The organism is Rhodopseudomonas parapalustris, from assembly GCF_053772255.1.
The window spans coordinates 39282-57189 of record NZ_JAMKBZ010000034.1; the positions used below are offsets into that span (position 1 = coordinate 39282).

General features: G+C 65.3%; 14 protein-coding genes. 12 read left to right on the top strand and 2 right to left on the bottom strand.

Features of this window, described 5'->3' with window-relative positions:
- Positions 1-644 precede the first annotated feature (644 nt).
- From M9H71_RS22005 to M9H71_RS22020, 4 genes are all read left to right on the top strand, one after another.
- Positions 645-1484, top strand: coding sequence for a formate/nitrite transporter family protein (locus tag M9H71_RS22005; protein WP_455407015.1), 840 nt, complete (start codon positions 645-647; stop codon positions 1482-1484).
- 65 nt (positions 1485-1549) lie between these two features.
- Complete coding sequence (locus tag M9H71_RS22010) at positions 1550-3283, top strand: protein kinase domain-containing protein (RefSeq protein WP_455407016.1); 1734 nt, start codon at positions 1550-1552, stop codon at positions 3281-3283.
- Between the two features lie 88 nt (positions 3284-3371).
- Positions 3372-3920: a hypothetical protein gene (locus M9H71_RS22015; RefSeq protein ID WP_455407017.1), complete on the top strand. Its 549-nt coding sequence runs from the start codon at positions 3372-3374 to the stop codon at positions 3918-3920.
- Between the two features lie 106 nt (positions 3921-4026).
- Positions 4027-4836: a DUF1295 domain-containing protein gene (locus tag M9H71_RS22020; RefSeq protein ID WP_455407028.1), complete on the top strand. Its 810-nt coding sequence runs from the start codon at positions 4027-4029 to the stop codon at positions 4834-4836.
- 64 nt (positions 4837-4900) lie between these two features.
- Here M9H71_RS22020 and M9H71_RS22025 read toward each other — a convergent pair whose 3' ends face one another.
- Entirely contained in the window at positions 4901-5191 is a 291-nt protein-coding gene (locus tag M9H71_RS22025; protein WP_455407018.1) for a GCG_CRPN prefix-to-repeats domain-containing protein, read from the bottom strand.
- Positions 5192-5448: 257 nt separating this feature from the next.
- Complete coding sequence (locus tag M9H71_RS22030; RefSeq protein ID WP_455407019.1) at positions 5449-5850, bottom strand: hypothetical protein; 402 nt, start codon at positions 5848-5850, stop codon at positions 5449-5451.
- Between the two features lie 320 nt (positions 5851-6170).
- Here M9H71_RS22030 and M9H71_RS22035 point away from each other — a divergent pair, with 320 nt between their 5' ends.
- The 8 genes from M9H71_RS22035 (at position 6171) to M9H71_RS22070 (ending at position 17742) form a co-directional block, all read left to right on the top strand.
- Positions 6171-9656 carry an indolepyruvate ferredoxin oxidoreductase family protein gene (locus M9H71_RS22035; protein WP_455407020.1) on the top strand — a complete coding sequence of 1162 codons (3486 nt, stop codon included), beginning with the start codon at positions 6171-6173 and terminating at the stop codon, positions 9654-9656.
- A gap of 252 nt (positions 9657-9908) precedes the next feature.
- The gene (locus tag M9H71_RS22040; protein ID WP_011158739.1) at positions 9909-11057 is read left to right on the top strand and encodes a thiolase domain-containing protein; all 1149 of its coding nucleotides are present in this window, start codon (positions 9909-9911) and stop codon (positions 11055-11057) included.
- Complete coding sequence (locus M9H71_RS22045; RefSeq protein WP_455407021.1) at positions 11057-11449, top strand: Zn-ribbon domain-containing OB-fold protein; 393 nt, start codon at positions 11057-11059, stop codon at positions 11447-11449. The genes M9H71_RS22040 and M9H71_RS22045 overlap by 1 nt, the downstream gene beginning before the upstream one ends.
- Positions 11450-11637: 188 nt before the next feature.
- Positions 11638-12498, top strand: a complete 861-nt coding sequence (locus tag M9H71_RS22050; protein ID WP_455407022.1) for a MaoC/PaaZ C-terminal domain-containing protein — start codon at positions 11638-11640, stop codon at positions 12496-12498.
- A 176-nt stretch (positions 12499-12674) separates the two neighbouring features.
- Positions 12675-13553 carry an SDR family oxidoreductase gene (locus M9H71_RS22055; RefSeq protein ID WP_455407023.1) on the top strand — a complete coding sequence of 293 codons (879 nt, stop codon included), beginning with the start codon at positions 12675-12677 and terminating at the stop codon, positions 13551-13553.
- Positions 13554-13664: 111 nt separating this feature from the next.
- On the top strand, positions 13665-14618 hold the full coding sequence (locus tag M9H71_RS22060; RefSeq protein WP_455407024.1) for a dihydrodipicolinate synthase family protein: 954 nt from the start codon (positions 13665-13667) through the stop codon (positions 14616-14618).
- A gap of 4 nt (positions 14619-14622) precedes the next feature.
- Entirely contained in the window at positions 14623-15414 is a 792-nt protein-coding gene (locus M9H71_RS22065; protein WP_455407025.1) for an NUDIX hydrolase, read from the top strand.
- Between the two features lie 153 nt (positions 15415-15567).
- Positions 15568-17742, top strand: a complete 2175-nt coding sequence (locus M9H71_RS22070) for a PQQ-dependent dehydrogenase, methanol/ethanol family (RefSeq protein ID WP_455407026.1) — start codon at positions 15568-15570, stop codon at positions 17740-17742.
- Positions 17743-17908 lie beyond the last annotated feature (166 nt).

Genomic DNA, 17908 nt, shown 5'->3' on the forward strand with positions numbered 1-17908 from the left:
TAGCCTGGATGAGCGACGCGACATCCAGGTTTGGTGCTCCCGCATGTCGCTGCGCTGATGCGGGCTACCGATTCAAACTACGCACTTCCGGATGCTTAGGACAGCCATGACCTCATAGTGAGGAGGCGCGAAGCGCCGTCTCGAACCATGGGCCGCGGGCTTATGCGTGGCCGCATCCTTCGAGACGCTCGGCTTCGCGGGGCTCCTTGTATAAGGGCGACCTGCTCAGGATGAGGACCAAGTACCCAGGGAAGGGCCAAATCCGCGTCGACCATTCAAGAGGCGGTTGAGGAGCCCCTTGGCGGATCGGGAGGTTGCCTCAAATGCGAGCTATGCGCAGGTCTGTTGCGCAGACTCTGGGCATCGGTGCCGCCGGCGGTTGAGCCGGAGGAGCTTATCTGAGGAATTTCTCGGGGAAATACGCGTGGCTGGAGCCGTCAGGCGCTGGCACGACGATTGCTTAGTAAGCTCCGGTCAACGACGACCGCCGTCCGAGAATTGCCCAAGCCGCCTGCCGGCAGACAGCAATGGGACAGCTCTCCTTCAGGAGGGCCGCGGCGTCGCCCAGGCTCCGCACCCATGTTGCTCCCGTCGCTTGTGCGTTCCGACGCGGCCTTTTCAGCAGCAAACGGAGCACGAAGCAGATGTCCTACCTCGCGCCTTCAGAATTCGTCACCAAGATGGTCGACGCCGGCGAGTCCAAGATCTTGATGTCCACCCGCGACACGGTGATCCGCGCCTATATGGCCGGCGCCATCCTTGCGCTGGCGGCGTGGTTCGCGGTCACGATCAACGTCAATACCGGCCAACCGCTGATCGGCGCGCTGCTGTTCCCGGTCGGCTTTTCGATGCTGTATCTGCTCGGCTTCGATTTGCTCACCGGCGTGTTCGTGCTGGCGCCGCTGGCCTGGCTCGACAAGCGGCCGGGCTGCACGCTCGGCGGCGTGCTGCGCAATTGGGTCCTGGTCTTCATCGGCAATTTCGGCGGCGCCCTGACGGTGGCGTTCCTGATGGCGTTCGTCACCACGTTCGGCTTCACCCAGGGGCCCGACAAGGTCGGCACGGTGATCAGCAATATCGGTGAGGGGCGCACCTTGGGCTACGCGGCGCATGGCGCCGCCGGCATGGCGACGCTGTTCTTCCGCGGCATGCTGTGCAACTGGATGGTCTCGACCGGCGTGGTGATGGCGATGATCTCGACCACCGTGCCGGGCAAGGTGATCGCGATGTGGATGCCGATCCTGGTGTTCTTCTACATGGTGTTCGAGCACTCGGTGGTGAATATGTTCCTGTTTCCGTCGGGCCTGATGCTGCACGCTAAGTTCTCGATCCTCGACTACCTGATCTGGAACGAGATCCCGACCGTGCTCGGCAATCTGGTCGGCGGGCTCGCCTTCACCGGCCTGACGCTCTACACCACGCACGTCCGCACCGGGGCAAAGCGTCGGATCGAAGCTGCTCCGATGCCGCGGGTCGCGGCGTAATCTGATCGCATCCGGGAGCTTCGCCGCTCAGGGTGAAGCTCCCGTCTTTCCTCGCAGCAGGGCGTATGGCGCAGCAGCTCACAGTCTCGATCGGGCAGGCGTCGTCGCCGGGGCGCAAGCCCGTCAACCAGGACTTCTACGGCGCGCTGACGCCCGCCGAGCCGCTGCTCACCACAAAGGGCGTCGCGATCGCGCTCGCCGACGGCATTTCGTCGAGCGACGTCAGTCAGGTCGCCAGCGAGTCCGCGGTGAAGAGCTTCCTCACCGATTACTATTGCACGTCGGAAGCGTGGTCGGTGAAGTCGTCGGCGCAGGGGGTGATCGCCGCGACCAATTCATGGCTGCACGCCGAAACCCGGCGCAGCGATTATCGATACGATCGCGACAAGGGCTATGTTTGCACGCTGAGCGCGCTGGTGATCAAAGGTGCGGCGGCGCATCTGTTTCACATCGGCGACAGCCGGATCTACCGGCTGGCCGGTGCCTCGCTGGAGCAGCTCACCGAGGATCACCGTGTCCGGATCTCGACCGAGCAGAGCTATCTCGGCCGCGCGCTCGGCGTCAATCCGCAGGTCGAGATCGACTACCAGTCGGTGCCGGTCGCGTCCGGCGATATGTTCGTGCTGGCGACAGACGGCGTCTACGACCACGTCGCGCACCGCTTCATCGTCAAGGCGCTGGATGAGCTCGCCCGAGACCTCGACGCTGCGGCGCGGGCGATCGTCCGCGAGGCCTTCGCCAACGGCAGCGACGACAATCTCACCGTTCAGGTGGTGCGGATCGATGCGGTCCCGGATGCGGGCGCCGCCGATCTGTTCGACCGCGCCGCGGACTTGCCGCTGCCGCCGCTGCTTGCGCCGCGCGCCGAGTTCGACGGCTATCGGATCATTCGCGAGCTGCACGCGTCGAGCCGCAGCCACATCTATCTTGCTGCCGACCTCGAAACCGACGAACTGGTGGCGCTGAAGACGCCGTCCTCGGATCTGCGGGACAATCCAGACGCCCGCAAGCGCTTCATGCTGGAGGAGTGGATCGCGCGGCGGATCGACAGTCCGCATGTGCTGAAACCCCGCGCCGCGCATCGGCCGCGCAGCTTTCTCTACGTCGCCTTCGAATACATCGAAGGGCAAACCCTGGCGCAGTGGATGATCGACCATCCGCGCGCCGAGCTCGAAACCGTCCGCGGGCTGATCGAGCAGATCGCCAAGGGGCTCTATGCGTTCCACCGCAAGGAGATGGTGCATCAGGACCTTCGTCCAGCGAACGTGCTGATCGACCGCAGCGGCACCGTGAAGATCATCGACTTCGGCTCGGTGCGGGTCGCCGGCGTCGCCGAGCTGGGGCCGTCGGGCGGCGACGAATTGCTGGGCACGGTGCAATACATGGCGCCGGAGTATTTCGCCGGGCAGGGCGGCACGCCCCTGGCGGATCAATTTTCGCTCGGCGTGATCGCCTATCAGATGCTGACCGGCCGGCTGCCCTATGGCGCCGATCTGGCCCGCGCCAATCAGGCACTGAAGCCGCGCAAGCTGCGCTACAGCCCGGCGGCGGACCACAATGCCAAAGTGCCGGTCTGGGTCGACCGCGCGCTGCAGCGCGCTGTCAGCCTCGACCCGGCCAAGCGCTATCCGGCGCTATCGGAGTTCGTCTACGATCTGCGGCATCCGCGCGGCGAATATCTCGATGTCCGCCCGCAGCCGCTCGCTGCGCGCAATCCGCTATTGTTCTGGCAGTTGTTGTCGGCGCTGCTGGGCTTGATCGTCGTGGTGCTGCTGGCGCGTCTGCATGGCGGACTTTGATCGGCGACCGACGGCGCCGGGCGATATTGAACAGGCCGCGGTTCTCGGGCAAGCTCCGGTGCCGTCAATCCATTCGGGCTCATCGTTCATGCGCCGCGTTGCCATTCTGTCCCTGGTCGCGACCGTCATCGCCGCGGGCACATCCCGCGCGGCGGAAACTGAAAAGCTGTTGCTGCAGTCGCCCAAGGGCTTCAAGGTCGTGGCCGAGGCAAGCAACGACAAGGAAAGCACCACGGTGATGGTGCCGGGCAGCGAGAGCATCGCGAGCGCGACCACACGGATCACGGCGCAGACGTTGTTCAAGCAGGCCGATCAGTCGCCGGAGGCGTACCGCGCGGCGAAAGAGAAGGCAGCGAAGGCGGATTGTCCCGGCGCAAGCTTCGAGCAGCTCCGTCACGGCAATGAAAACCTGTATCCGATGGTGATGTGGAGCGAGAGCTGTCCGCAGGCCAAGGAGGGCGGCAAGCCGTCGCTGACCTGGTGGAAGGCGGTGCAAGGCCGCGAGAATTTCTACGCGCTGCGATTGACGGCCGATGCCGAGCCGAATGCCAAGCAGCGCAAGCTGTGGACGCGGTTCTTCGAGGTCTCGCGCGTCTGCGACAGCCGCGTTCCCGGGCAGCGTTGTACGGCGAAATAACCGGGCGACATCCGCTCGGTCGCAGCCGGCTTTGATGCTGGACATGGTTCCGGATGTCCGGGCGGCCTATAAGGACGCTCACCGGGACAAGGACGCGTGCACCGACATGACGATACCGTGGCATTTGGTTGCGTTGGCTTTCGCCGTTTGCCTTGTGGTCGCTGCGCCTGGCTTCAGGCGTGTCTATTACTTCGTCAGCCTGTGTTATGCGGGCGCGATTGCGGCGCAGAGCGTCGTGTTCGCGCTGCTGTTCTACGGCTCGATCTCGGGCTGGGTGACGTTGCAGCTCGTGCTGCTGCTGGCTTACGGCGTTCGGCTCGGCCTGTTCCTGGCTATCCGTGAACGCAACCCGGCCTATGCGGCGGAGCTGGCGCGTGCCGAGCGGCGGACCGCCGAACTGAAGCTGTGGCACACGATCGCGATCTGGCTCGGCGTCAGCCTGCTGTTCACGCTGCTGTTCCTGCCGGCGGTGCTGACGCTGTCACTGCAGGCCGAGGGCGTGTGGCCGGTGTCTGTGCCGCTCGGGGTGATGATCATGGTCGCTGGGCTGTGGGTCGAGAGCCTCGCCGACTGGCAGAAGTATCGCTACAAGGCCGCGCATCCATCGCATTATTGCGACACCGGCCTGTATCGCATGGTGCGCTGCCCGAATTACTTCGGCGAGATGCTGTTCTGGTTCGGTGTCTGGTTCTCCGGCCTCTCGGCCTACGGATCCGCCTGGGCGTGGGCGCTCTCGCTGCTCGGGCTGCTGTATATCGAGGCGCTGATGACGGCCGCTGCCGCCGGTCTCGAGCGCAAGCAGGATGAACGCTACGGCGATCGGGCCGACTATCAGGATTACGTCCGCAGCGTGCCGATCTTGTTTCCGTGGGTGCCTCTCTACACCTTGCGCAAGCTGCTCGTCCGCTTCCGCTGAAGCAGGTCGAACGCAAAAAAAAGCCCCGGCGAAGCGGGGCTTTTCGAGAGCAGTCGCGGGCCGATCAGAACCGGCGGAAGCAGCGGCCGTGACGCCAGGCATAGCCGGGAGGGCAGGCGCGCGGCGCGATCACGCGCGGCGGAACGACGACCGGCGGGCGACCGTAGACGGGACGGCGAGCCATCGGACGGCAACGGCCCATCGGGCCGCGCGCCCAGCCCGGACCGCAGCCCTGCGCGACCTGGATCACATCGCCGGAATTGGCGGCGCCGAGAGGAGCCAACGGCATTGCACTGGCGGCACCGGCTCCGACCAGCGTGGCTGCGAACAATGCTGCGGCAAAGATCTTCTTCATATGTTGGTTCTTCCCTTCACTGCCAGATAAACGTGCTGTCATCAGCGCGCAGGCCTCCTTCCATGCGAAGTCGGCGTCCCGCGCTATTTGTCGCAAGTGTTGATCTACCCGATTCGATCTGAACACGGCATGAATGCAGCTTGCCGCCGTTGTTGTGCGCTACCGGACACGACGATGCGGCGAACGACTGGTGCCGTTCGCCGCGTCGTCGATTCCAGTGATGCGAAACGCAGACCGATAGTTAGGCCGACCGACAGTTAGTTGGTGTTGCCGTTGCTCGGCGCAGCGCGCGGCGCAGGCGCGGCGCCGGTGGTCACGCCGGTCTGCGCATTCGGATCGCTGCTGCGCGGCGTGACATCGCGAACGCCGGGTGGCACTGGCGGGGCATTGTTGTTAGCGTCGGTTTGGTTGGGCTGCGACGACGTCTTCGTCGCGACAGAGGGATTGGTCGGGCCGCCGACCGGCCCGCCCATCCCGTACAACACCGCTGCGAACACCATCACGATCGCGATGGCGAACAGTGCCAGACGTCCCGCTGTCACCGGGCCTTCGCGCATTTCCGGGTCGGCCTGCAACTGTGCATCGAGCTGAGAGGGGGAGCGCGGATCGTTGGGGTCGATATCGCGCCGGGACGGATCGTCAGGATTGTGTCGCGCCATGGAGTCCTCCTTTCGGCTCCTCCACCAATCTATCTCCGGTCCATCCGTTCCCGGTACAGACCGGTTCCGCGCCGAATCGACTTCGCCTCCTTGCGCCGTGCTGCGGTGCGGTGGACACGATCGTTCGCCGAGCGGCCATTCGACGGCACTTTGTTGGCCACGGCCACGGTTTCGAGACATCAAAATGCGAACAGGCGGAATGCCTTGAGCGCGCGGCTTTTTGTGATGCGCGGGGCGGAAAAACCAGCTTAGACTGTTTCGAAACAGACCGCTTCAGCGGCCGAATGGCCTCGCGGTCCAATGCCTTATGCGAGGGCCGGATGGGAATCGACCAGGGACCGATCAGTCTCGATCAGAAATACACGCAGCACTCGGGCCACGTCTTCCTCACCGGCATCCAGGCGCTGGTGCGGCTGCCGATGGCGCAGGTCCGGCGCGACCGCGCGGCCGGCCTCAATACCGCCGGCTTCGTCACCGGCTATCGCGGCTCGCCGCTCGGCGGTTATGATCAGCAGCTCCATGCCGCGCGCCATCATCTCGAACAGTACAACGTCAAATTCCAGCCCGGCGTGAACGAAGATCTCGCCGCCACCGCGATCTGGGGCACGCAGCAGCTCAATCTGTCGCCCGGCGCGCAATACGACGGCATCACCGGCATCTGGTACGGCAAGGGCCCGGGCGTCGATCGCTGCGGCGACGTGTTTCGCCATGCCAATGCGGCGGGCTCCGCCAAGAACGGCGGTGTGCTGTGCCTTGCCGGCGACGATCACGGCGCCAAGTCGTCGACCGTGCCGCATCAGTCCGACCACGCCTTCATCGCCGCGTTGATGCCGTATCTGTATCCGTCGTCGATCCACGAGATGATCGAGATGGGGCTGCTCGGCATCGCGATGTCGCGCTACTCCGGCTGCTGGGTCGGCATGAAGGTGATCACCGAAACGGTGGAGACCACGGCGGAGATCAATCTCGCCGACGAGATGACGCCGTTCGTGATTCCGACCGATTTCGAAATGCCGCCGGGCGGCCTCAATCTGCGCTGGCCGGACGATCGCTACGATCAGGATCGCCGGCTGCAGGACTACAAGGGCTTCGCCGCGATCGCCTTCGCCCGCGCCAACAAGGTCAATCGCATCACCATGGATTCGCCGAACGCGCGGTTCGGCATCATGGCCTCGGGCAAGAGCTACGAGGACGTGCGCCAGGCGCTACGCGAGCTCGGCATCGACGAGCAGGTCGCCGCCAGGATCGGCTTGCGGCTTTACAAGATCGGCATGCCGTGGCCGCTGGAGCCGGAAGGCGTGCAGCAGTTCGCGCGCGGGCTGGAAGAGATCTTCGTTGTCGAAGAACGCCGCGAGATCGTCGAGAACCAGGTCAAGCAACTGTTGTTCGGCATGCGCGAGCGGCCGCGCGTGATCGGCAAGATGGATGACCATAATCATCGCTTCTTGCCGTTCGCCGAGGAGCTGAGCGTCGCCAAGGTCGCCACCTCGATGGTCGACCGGCTGCTGGCGATGGAGATCGATCCGACGATCGCCGAGATGCTGCGCGCCAAGGCGGACTGGTTCCACGGCCGCGACGCGTCGCAGGTGCAGTCGGTGGTGCCGATCGCGCGCACGCCGTATTTCTGCTCGGGCTGTCCGCACAACACCTCGACCAAGGTGCCGGAAGGCAGTCGCGCGCTCGCCGGCATCGGCTGCCACTTCATGTCGCTGTGGATGGACCGCTCGACCGAGACCTTCACCCACATGGGCGGCGAGGGCGTGCCGTGGGTCGGCATCGCGCCGTTCACCGACGAGAAGCACATCTTCGCCAATATCGGCGACGGCACCTATTTCCATTCGGGTAGCCTCGCGATCCGGCAGTCGATCGCCTCCAAGGCCAACATCACCTACAAGATCCTCTACAACGACGCCGTGGCGATGACCGGCGGTCAGCGTCACGACGGCGATCTGTCGCCGCAGCAGATCACCTATCAGCTTCACTCCGAAGGCATCCGCGACATCTATCTGGTGTCGGAGACTCCCGGCGCCTATCCGGCCGACACCATCGCGCCGGGCGTGCATCTGCGCCACCGGGACGAGCTCGACGCGGTGATGAAGGAGTGCCGCGAGATCAAGGGCGCGTCCGCAATCGTATTCGTGCAGACCTGCGCCGCCGAGAAGCGCCGACGCCGCAAGCGCGGCCTGATGGAGGACCCGCCGCGCCGGGTGATGATCAACGCCGCAGTGTGCGAGGGCTGCGGCGACTGTTCGGTGCAGTCGAACTGCATCTCGGTCGAGCCGCTGGAAACCGCGCTCGGCCGCAAGCGCGCCATCAACCAGTCGACCTGCAACAAGGACTATTCCTGCCTCAAGGGCTTCTGTCCGTCCTTCATCACCATCGACGGCGGGGCCTTGCGCAAGCGTGCGGCGGTCGATCTCGGCGACCTCGGCTCTTTGCCGGAGCCGGCGACGCGGCCGGGGCTGGATAAGCCCTACAACGTGGCGGTCGGCGGCGTCGGTGGCACCGGCGTGCTGACGATCGGTGCGCTGCTCGGCATGGCGGCGCATATCGAAGGCAAGGCCTCGATGATCCTCGACATGTCGGGCCTGGCGCAGAAGGGCGGCGCGGTGCTCAGCCACGTCCGGCTGTCGGACAAGCCGGAGGACGTCACCTGTTCGCGGATCGTCACCGGCACTGCCGACGTACTGATCGTCGCCGACGAAGTGATGGCGATCTCCAAGGAGACGCTGTCGCTTTGCGAAGCGGGCCGCACCCATGGCGTCGTCAACACTCATCTGATCCCGATCGCCGATTTCATCCGCAACCGCGACTTCGATTTCCAGACCCGGCGCGTCAACAACGTTCTCGAAGCCGCGCTCCGCAAGGACTCGGCGTTCCTGGATTTCACCAAGGCGGCCGAAACGCTGCTCGGCGACTCGATCGCCACCAACATGATGATGATGGGCTTCGCCTATCAGCAGGGTCTGCTGCCGCTGTCGGCGACCGCGATCGAGCAGGCGATCGAACTCAACGGCGTCTCGATCAAGATGAACACCCAGGCGTTTCGGCTCGGCCGGCTCGCTGCCGCCGATCCGGCGCGTCTGGCTGCGCTGCTGGATGGTGCAGACCATACGACGGCAGGCAAGACCCAGGGCGAAATGTCGCTCGACGAGATCATCGCGCATCGCAGCGCGCTGCTCACGGCGTACCAGAGCAAGCGGCTGGCCAAGCGCTACGCCGATCTGGTTGCCAAGGTGCGCAGCGCCGCGGATGCCGGCGGCTACGGCGAGGCGCTGCCGCGCGCCGTGGCGCTGAACTACGCCAAGCTGCTCGCCTATAAGGACGAGTACGAAGTGGCGCGGCTGCTGACCGAGCCGGGCTTCGAACAGCAGATCCGCGACCAGTTCGACGGCGACTACAAGATCAGCTTCAACCTCGCGCCGCCGATTCTGCCCGGCGTCGATCTCACCGGCCGGCCGAAGAAGCGGCAGTTTGGTGAGGGGATGCGCCCGGTGTTCCGGGTGATGGCGAAGCTCAGCTTCCTGCGCGGCACGCCGCTCGACCCGTTCGGCTATCACCCCGAGCGCAAGCTGGAGCGGAAATTGATCGCCGACTACGAGGCGGATGTCGCCAGCGTGCTGCAGCATCTGTCGCCGGCCACGATCGACACCGCGGTCGAACTGCTGTCGATGCCGGACCGCATTCGCGGCTACGGCCCGATCAAGCAGAAGTCGGTGGACGACACGGCGCCGCGGTTCGCCGAACTCCGCGCCAATCTGCGCGATCCGCAACCCGCGCCGCCGCGGCAGATGGCGGCGGAGTAGGTCGGCCAACATCCTATCCACGTCATTGCGAGGAGCGCAGCGACGAAGCAGTCCAGGAGCCCGGTGCATTGGGCCTTGGATTGCTTCGCTTCGCTCGCAATGACGGAGAGGTCTTTCCCTCTGGCTGACTGTGACGACGCGGCGTCAAAACATTCCGCGGCGTGGTAATTGCCCCCGCGCGCGAACACGCTTGCCAAGGTCGCTTGGAGCGGTCACAAAAACCGTCCGACCAAACGCCAGCGGAGAACTGCGTTGACAATAAGAGGCAAGGCTTACATTGCCGGCATCTACGAACATCCCACGCGCCACGCGCCCGATAAATCCATCGCCCAGCTCCACGCCGAAGTCGCCAAAGGCGCGCTCGACGACGCCGGTCTGACCAAGGCCGACATCGACGGCTACTTCTGCGCCGGCGACGCGCCCGGCGGCGTGATGGCGATGGTCGATTATCTCGGCCTCAAGGTTCGCCATTTCGATTCGACCGACACCGGCGGCTGCTCCTATCTGGTGCATCTCGGCCATGCCGCAGAGGCGATCGCCGCTGGCCGCTGCTCAGTCGCGCTGATCACGCTGGCGGGCAAGCCTCGCACCGGTGCTCTGCCGCCGCGCCCGGTGGGCGCTGAAGGCGACTTCGAGCTGGCCTATGGTGCCACCACGCACAACGTTTACGCGATGTGCGCCGCGCGTCACATGCATCAGTACGGCACCACGTCCGAACAGCTCGCCTGGATCAAGGTCGCGGCCTCGCATCATGCGCAATACAACGAGCACGCGATGCTGCGCGACGTCGTCACCGTCGAGGACGTGCTGAATTCGCCGCTGATCGCCGATCCGCTGCACCGGATGGATTGCTGCGTCGTCACCGACGGTGGCGGCGCGCTGATCGTCACCACCGAGGAGATCGCGCGCAGCCTGAAGAAGCCGCTGGTGCGGATGATTGGCGCAGGCGAGGCGATCAAGGGACCGCGCGGCGGCCACAACCTCGATCTGACCTATTCGGCCGGCGTGTGGTCCGCGCCGCCGGCTTTCGAAATGGCCGGCGTCACGCCCAAGGACATCAAATACGCCTCGATCTACGACAGCTTCACCATCACGGTGCTGATGCAGCTCGAAGATCTCGGCTTCTGCGAAAAGGGGCAGGGCGGCAAGTTCGTCGCTGACGGCAACCTGATCTCGGGCGTCGGCAAGCTGCCGTTCAACACCGACGGCGGCGGTCTGTGCAGCAACCACCCGGTCAATCGCGGCGGCATGACCAAGCTGCTCGAAGCAGTGCGGCAGCTCCGCGGCGAAGCGCATCCCAAGGTGCAGGTGCCGAACTGCGACCTCGCGATCGCCCATGGCACCGGCGGCATGCTCGGCATCCGCCACGCCGCCTCGACCTGCATTCTGGAGCGCGTGTGATGAACAGCCCCGTGAAATATCCCGCGCCTCAGGGCAACGCCGAAACCAAGCCGTTCTGGGATGCGGCGACCGAAGGCAAGCTGCTGATCAAGCGGTGTACCGCTTGCGGCGAAGCGCATTACTTCCCGCGCGCGCTTTGCCCGTTCTGCTTCTCCGACCAGACGGTGTGGGAAGAGAGCAAGGGCGAGGGCGAGATCTACAGCTACAGCCTGATGCGCAAGTCGCCGACCGGTCCGTATGCGATCGGCTACGTCACGCTGAAGGAAGGCCCGTCGGTGCTGACCAACTTCGTCGACTGCGATTTCGGCGCATTGAAGATCGGCACCAAGGTCAAGGTGGTGTTCAAGCCGAGCGACGGCGGCGCGCCGCTGCCGTTCTTTACGGTGGCCTGATTACGTCCCTCTCCCCTTGTGGGAGAGGGGGCCTGTGCGCAGCACAAGCGGGTGAGGGGGCGAACCGCGCAATACCGCTTTCCCCTCACCGGACTGCAATCGTTGCGACGTCAGCGCAGCCCTCTCCCACAAGGGGAGAGGGCGCAATCGCAGGCGCAACACCAAGAAAACAACAAGGGAAGAAGCCAATGTCGGCCCGCTACGACGAACTGAAGGCCCTGAAGACGACCGGGCAGCAATACAGCTACACCGACCGCGATGTGATGCTCTACGCCTACGGCATCGGCATGGGCGCCGATCCGATGGACGAGAAGGAGCTCGCCTTCGTCAACGAGGCGACGTACACCGAGCGCCCGTTGAAGGTGGTGCCGACCTTCGCTTCGGTCGCAGCGTGGGGCGCTGGGCCGGGCGAGATGAATCTCAACCGGCTGCTGGTGGTCGACGGTGAGCGCGACATCACCTTCCATCGGCCAATGCCGGTGGCGGCGAACATCACCGCGGATTCCAGCGTCGTCGAGGTGTACGACAAGGGCAAGGACAAGGGCGTGGTGATCCGTCACCAGACCATCCTGCGCGACGAGGGCGGCGAAGCGCTGGCGACGCTGCTGGCGTCGCGCTTCGCGCGCGGCGACGGCGGCTTCGGAGGCCCGGCGCTGGAGCAACCCGAGCCGCACAAGATGCCGGATCGTGCCCCGGATCGCAGCGTCGACATCTCGACCCGGCCGGATCAGGCGTTGATCTATCGCCTCTGCGGCGACCGCAATCCGCTGCATTCCGATCCGGAGTTCGCGCAGAAGGCCGGCTTCCCGCGCCCGATCCTGCACGGCATGTGCACCTACGGCCTGACCTGCCGCGGCGTGCTGCAGACCTATGCCGACTACGACGCCGCGGCGTTCAAGCAGCATGCGGTGCGGTTCTCCTCGCCGGTCTATCCGGGCGAGACCGTCACCATGGACATGTGGAAGGACGGCGACGTGATCTCGTTCGAAGCGCGGGTGAAGTCACGCAACGTCACGGTGATCAAGAGCGGCCGGACGGTGCTGGGCTGATACAACGCAAGGCGCGCTCCCTCTCCCCGCGCGCGGGGAGAGGGTCGGGGTGAAGGGCTTATCCGCGACGCCGAGCGTTGCTGAGAGTCGCCAACCCCCTCACCCGATCGGCTTCGCCGATCGACCTCTCCCCGCATGCGGGGAGAGGTGACCAACAAGAACAACGGGAGGATGCGATGGGATTGCTCGACGGCAAGGTGGCGTTGATCACCGGAGCGGGCGGCGGACTGGGTGAGGCCTATGCGAAGCTGTTCGCGCGCGAAGGCGCTGCGGTGGTGGTCAACGATCTCGGCGGACCGCGCGACGGCTCTGGCACGGATGCCGGGATGGCGCAACAGGTGGTCGACGCGATCAAGGCTGCGGGCGGCCGCGCTGTCGCCAACACCGCCGATATCTCGACCATGGCGGGCGGCCAGTCGGTGTTCGACGACGCCATCAAGCATTTCGGCCGCGCCGACATCCTGGTCAACAACGCCGGCATCCTGCTCGACCAGACCTTCGCCAAGGTCTCGGAGGCGAACTGGGACAGGGTGATGAAGGTGCACCTCAAGGGCACGTTCTGCGTCACCCAGCCGGTGTTCAAATGGATGAAGGACAATGGCGGCGGCGTCATCGTCAATACCTCGTCGACCTCGGGCCTGCTCGGCAATTTCGGCCAAAGCAACTATGGCGCTGCGAAGGGCGGCATCTGGGGGCTGTCCAACGTGCTGGCGATCGAGGGCCGCAAATACAACATCCGGATCTGGACCCTGGCGCCGGGCGCGCTGACCCGGATGACCGAGGACCTGCCGCGTTATCGCGAAAATCCCGGCGCGGCGCTGACGCCAGAGGGGATCGCGCCGGCGGTGCTGTACATGGTCTCCAACCTGTCCGGCGACCAGACCGGCAAGGTGCTCGGCGTGTCAGGCCCGCGCGGGGTGCGCGAGATGAAGCTCATGGAAATGGACGGCTGGAAGCCGCCCCACAATGGCTGGTCCGCTGAGGAAATTGCGGCCCACGCCGGCGAGATTTTCTTCTCGGAAGAGGCTATCAAGGCGGCCGGACGCCCGCGCTGAGCGGGTGTCGAAAGGCGTCGCCGCCGCCGAACCGGTGCGGTGGCGACGGCCGGCGCTGAACCAGCAGGTCGACCTGCCGGCGCCGGCGCAACCGATCGAAAGGCCCACGCGATGAAGCTCACCCCGGAAGCCGCAGGCACCTTTGCCATTGCGCCGACCCCGTTCCACGACGACGGCAAGATCGACGACGCGTCGATCGACCGCCTGACAGATTTCTACGGGGAGGTCGGCTGCGAGGGGATCACCGTGCTCGGCATCCTGGGCGAGGCGCCGAAGCTCGATGCGGCCGAGGCCGAGGCGGTGGCGATCCGTTTCATCAAGCGCGCCAAGTCGATGCAGACGATCGTCGGCGTCTCGGCGCCGGGCTTCGTCGCGATGCGCCGGCTGGCACGGCTGTCGATGGACGCTGGCGCCGCCGGCGTGATGATCGCGCCGCCGCCGTCGCTGCGCACCGACGAGCAGATCACCACCTATTTCCGCCAGGCAACCGAGGCGATCGGCGACGATGTGCCGTGGGTGCTGCAAGATTATCCGCTGACGCTGTCGGTGGTGATGACCCCGAAGGTGATCCGGCAGATCGTGATGGACAGCGCGTCCTGCGTAATGCTGAAGCATGAAGACTGGCCGGGGCTGGAGAAGATCACCACGCTGCGCGGCTTCCAGAAGGACGGATCGCTGCGGCCGCTGTCGATCCTGTGCGGCAATGGCGGCCTGTTCCTGGACTTCGAGATGGAGCGCGGCGCCGACGGCGCCATGACCGGCTACTGCTTCCCGGACATGCTGGTGGACGTCGTCAAGCTTTCGAAGGCTGGCCAGCGCGATCTCGCGCACAATCTGTTCGACGCGCATCTGCCGCTGATCCGCTACGAGCATCAGCAGGGCGTCGGCCTGTCGGTCCGAAAATACGTGCTGAAGAAGCGTGGGCTGCTGTCGTCGAGCGCGCAGCGCAAGCCGGGCGCGAGCCTGACAGACACGGCACGCGAAGAGGTCGATTATCTGTTGTCGCGGCTGGCGCGGGTCGACAAACGCGCCGACTTCGAGCCGCGCACCAAGGCTGCGGAGTAACACCATGACCACCGAAGCTGCCGCGCGTCCCGCATCGACCATCGTGCTGCTGCGCCAGGCCGCGGCCGGCTTCGACGTGTTTATGATGGTCCGGAATTATCAGGTCGAGTTCGCCTCCGGGGCCTTGGTGTTCCCCGGTGGCAGTGTTGATGCCGGCGATCGCGATATCGTCGCCCTGCCGGAGCTGTATGCCGGCGTCGATGCGTCGGTCGGCCCGGCGCTGGAATTCCGGATCGCTGCGATCCGCGAAACCTTCGAGGAAAGCGGCATTTTGCTGGCGCGGCCGCGCGGCAGCGACGCGCTGGTCGCCGCCAGCCGTGCTGCCGAGATCGAGGCGGCGCATCGCAAGATGCTGTGCGACGGCAAGATCGCCTTCGCCCAAATCCTGGCCGACAACGAACTGGTGCTCGCGCTCGATCTGCTGGTGCCTTACGCGCACTGGATCACGCCGGAGAAACTGCCGAAGCGGTTCGACACCTGGTTCTTCCTCGCCGAGGCGCCGCCCGAACAGCTCGGCATGCACGACGGCTGGGAGACCACCGATTCGATCTGGCTGTCGCCGCGCGAGGCGCTGGACGGTGGCGACAGCGGCCGGTTCACGCTGCCGTTTCCGACCACGCGCAATCTGATCCGGCTCGGCCAGCAGCCGAGCGTCGCCGCAGCGCTCGATCACGCACGTGCACAGAGCATCGTGACCGTGCTGCCGATCATGAGCAAGGACGGCGACAAGCGTTTGCTGCGGATTCCGGCCGAAGCCGGTTACGACGGCGAGCTGTTCGAATTCTCAGGCGCGTAGTTCGCGGTCGCGACATCGCAATGCAGCGCGTGGCGCATTGCATTGCAAGATAATAACTGCATCTGCATCTCGTCCGCATTCTGGTTGACGCTCTCCCGACTGCGCGCAACACTTCCGCTCGGCCCGGCAAGAGGCCGTGTAGGGAGCGAATGCATGAGGAAGCCTGCTGACGCGGTGCGGACTGCGATCCGACCTGTCCAACAACCCGTGATACGATTAGTTGCGAGGCGGCTCGGCGCGGCGGCGCTGATGGCCGCGCTGCTGTCGCCGGCGGTTGCCGCCGCGCAAGATGCCAAGGGCTCCGCCGCGCATATTCGCGCGGTCACCGGCGCGGTCGACAGTGCCGCGATCATCGCCAATGCCAAGGCCACCAAGGATTGGCCGAGCTACGGTCTCGACTATGCCGAGACCCGCTTCAGCAAGCTCGACCAGATCAATACCGACAACGTCGAGCAGCTCGGTCTGCAGTGGAGCTACAGCCTCGGATCCGAGCGCGGCGTCGAAGCTACGCCGGTGGTGGTCGACGGCATCATGTACGTTACGGCGTCGTGGAGCGTCGTGCATGCGATCGACACGCGCACCGGCAAGAAGCTGTGGACCTTCGATCCCAAGGTCGATCACTCGAAAGGCTATCGCGGCTGCTGTGACGTCGTGAACCGCGGCGTCGCGCTGTACAAGGGGCAGGTGTTCGTCGGTGCCTATGACGGCCGGTTGATCGCGCTCGATGCCGCGACCGGGCAGAAGGCGTGGGAAACCGACACGGTTGTCGATCACGCGCATTCCTACACCATCACCGGTGCGCCACGGGTGTTCAACGGCAAGGTGGTGATCGGCAATGGCGGCGCCGAGTACGGCGCGCGCGGTTACGTCACCGCCTACGACGCCGAGACCGGCAAGCAGGCATGGCGCTGGTTCACGGTGCCGGGCGATCCGAGCAAGCCGTTCGAAGACGAGTCGATGGAGAAGGCCGCAAAGACCTGGGATCCGGCCGGCAAATGGTGGGTCAATGGTGGTGGCGGCACCGCGTGGGACACCATCACCTTCGATCCCGATCTCAACCTGATCTATATCGGCACAGGTAACGGTTCGCCGTGGAATCGGCATCTACGCAGCCCGGCGGGCGGCGACAATCTGTATCTGGCATCGATCGTCGCGCTGAATGCCGATACTGGCAAATACGTCTGGCATTATCAGGAGACGCCCGGCGACAACTGGGACTACACCTCGACCCAGCCGATGATCCTGGCGGACCTCACGATCGACGGCAAGCCGCGCAAGGTGATCCTGCACGCGCCGAAGAACGGCTTCTTCTTCGTGATCGACCGCACCGACGGCAAGTTCATTTCGGCGAAAAACTTCGTCGATGTGAACTGGGCGACCGGCTACGACGCCAACGGCCGGCCGATCGAAGTGCCGGAAGCGCGCTCCGCGGACAAACCATTCGACGCGATCCCGGGGCCGTATGGTGCGCACAACTGGCACCCGATGTCGTTCAATCCGCAGACCGGTCTGGTGTATCTGCCGGCGCAGGGCGTGCCGATCAATCTCACCGGCGAGAAGGCGCTGAACCAGAACAAGATGGAGCCATTCAAGTTCGGCTCGACAACGGGCTGGAACGTCGGCTTCACGCTGAACGCGGTGCCGCCGAAGAACCTGCCGTTCGGGCGCCTCTTGGCATGGGATCCGGTGCAGCAGAAGGAAGCGTGGCGGGCCGAATACGTCTCGCCGTGGAACGGCGGCACGCTGACCACGGCGGGCAATCTGGTGTTCCAGGGCACGGCTGACGGCCGCTTGGTCGCGTACAACGCCAAGACCGGCGAGAAGCTGTGGGAGAGCCCGCTCGGCACCGGCGCGGTGGCGGCGCCTGCGACCTACATGGTCGACGGCGTGCAATACGTCTCGATCGCGGTCGGGTGGGGCGGCGTGTACGGCATCAGCGCCCGCGCTACCGAACACGAGGCGCCCGGCACGGTGTACACCTTCGCGGTCGGCGGCAAGGCCAAGATGCCGGAATTTGCCAAGTATCAGATGGGCAATCTGCTCACCGGCATCGAATACGATCCGAAGGACGTGGCGGAGGGGACCGCGATCTATGTCGCCGCCTGCGCCACCTGCCACGGCGTCCCCGGCGTCGACCGCGGCGGCAACGTCAAGAACCTCGGCTATTCCACCACCGAGCGGATCGCGCATCTGAAGGACATCGTCTTCAAGGGACCGTTCCGCGACAAGGGCATGCCGGACTTCACCGGCAAGCTGACCGAGGCTGATGTGGTCAAGATCCAGGCCTTCATCCAAGGCACTGCGGACGCGATCCGGCCGAAGAAATAGCGGTCGCGCCGCCCGGTTTCGGCCGGGAGATGGCCGCTTGAACGCCTGGTCCCGGCAGCGCGCGCTGCCGGGACGTCGTCGGAGATTGTTGCCGGCGCACCGACGCTGTACTCTCGGCAGCGCAAGTGTGGGGCGATTTCGCCCGCACAGGGAGCGCCGGTCTCGT

Excerpts from the sequence above, each read along its gene's own strand:
- M9H71_RS22005 (WP_455407015.1), top strand. The coding sequence starts at position 645 with ATGTCCTACCTCGCGCCTTCAGAATTCGTCACCAAGATGGTCGACGCC.
- M9H71_RS22055 (WP_455407023.1), top strand. The coding sequence starts at position 12,675 with ATGGGATTGCTCGACGGCAAGGTGGCGTTGATCACCGGAGCGGGCGGC.
- M9H71_RS22010 (WP_455407016.1), top strand. The coding sequence starts at position 1,550 with ATGGCGCAGCAGCTCACAGTCTCGATCGGGCAGGCGTCGTCGCCGGGG.
- M9H71_RS22045 (WP_455407021.1), top strand. The coding sequence starts at position 11,057 with ATGAACAGCCCCGTGAAATATCCCGCGCCTCAGGGCAACGCCGAAACC.
- M9H71_RS22050 (WP_455407022.1), top strand. The coding sequence starts at position 11,638 with ATGTCGGCCCGCTACGACGAACTGAAGGCCCTGAAGACGACCGGGCAG.
- M9H71_RS22035 (WP_455407020.1), top strand. The coding sequence starts at position 6,171 with ATGGGAATCGACCAGGGACCGATCAGTCTCGATCAGAAATACACGCAG.
- M9H71_RS22020 (WP_455407028.1), top strand. The coding sequence starts at position 4,027 with ATGACGATACCGTGGCATTTGGTTGCGTTGGCTTTCGCCGTTTGCCTT.
- M9H71_RS22070 (WP_455407026.1), top strand. The coding sequence starts at position 15,568 with ATGAGGAAGCCTGCTGACGCGGTGCGGACTGCGATCCGACCTGTCCAA.
- M9H71_RS22015 (WP_455407017.1), top strand. The coding sequence starts at position 3,372 with ATGCGCCGCGTTGCCATTCTGTCCCTGGTCGCGACCGTCATCGCCGCG.
- M9H71_RS22060 (WP_455407024.1), top strand. The coding sequence starts at position 13,665 with ATGAAGCTCACCCCGGAAGCCGCAGGCACCTTTGCCATTGCGCCGACC.
- M9H71_RS22025 (WP_455407018.1), bottom strand. The coding sequence starts at position 5,191 with ATGAAGAAGATCTTTGCCGCAGCATTGTTCGCAGCCACGCTGGTCGGA.
- M9H71_RS22065 (WP_455407025.1), top strand. The coding sequence starts at position 14,623 with ATGACCACCGAAGCTGCCGCGCGTCCCGCATCGACCATCGTGCTGCTG.
- M9H71_RS22030 (WP_455407019.1), bottom strand. The coding sequence starts at position 5,850 with ATGGCGCGACACAATCCTGACGATCCGTCCCGGCGCGATATCGACCCC.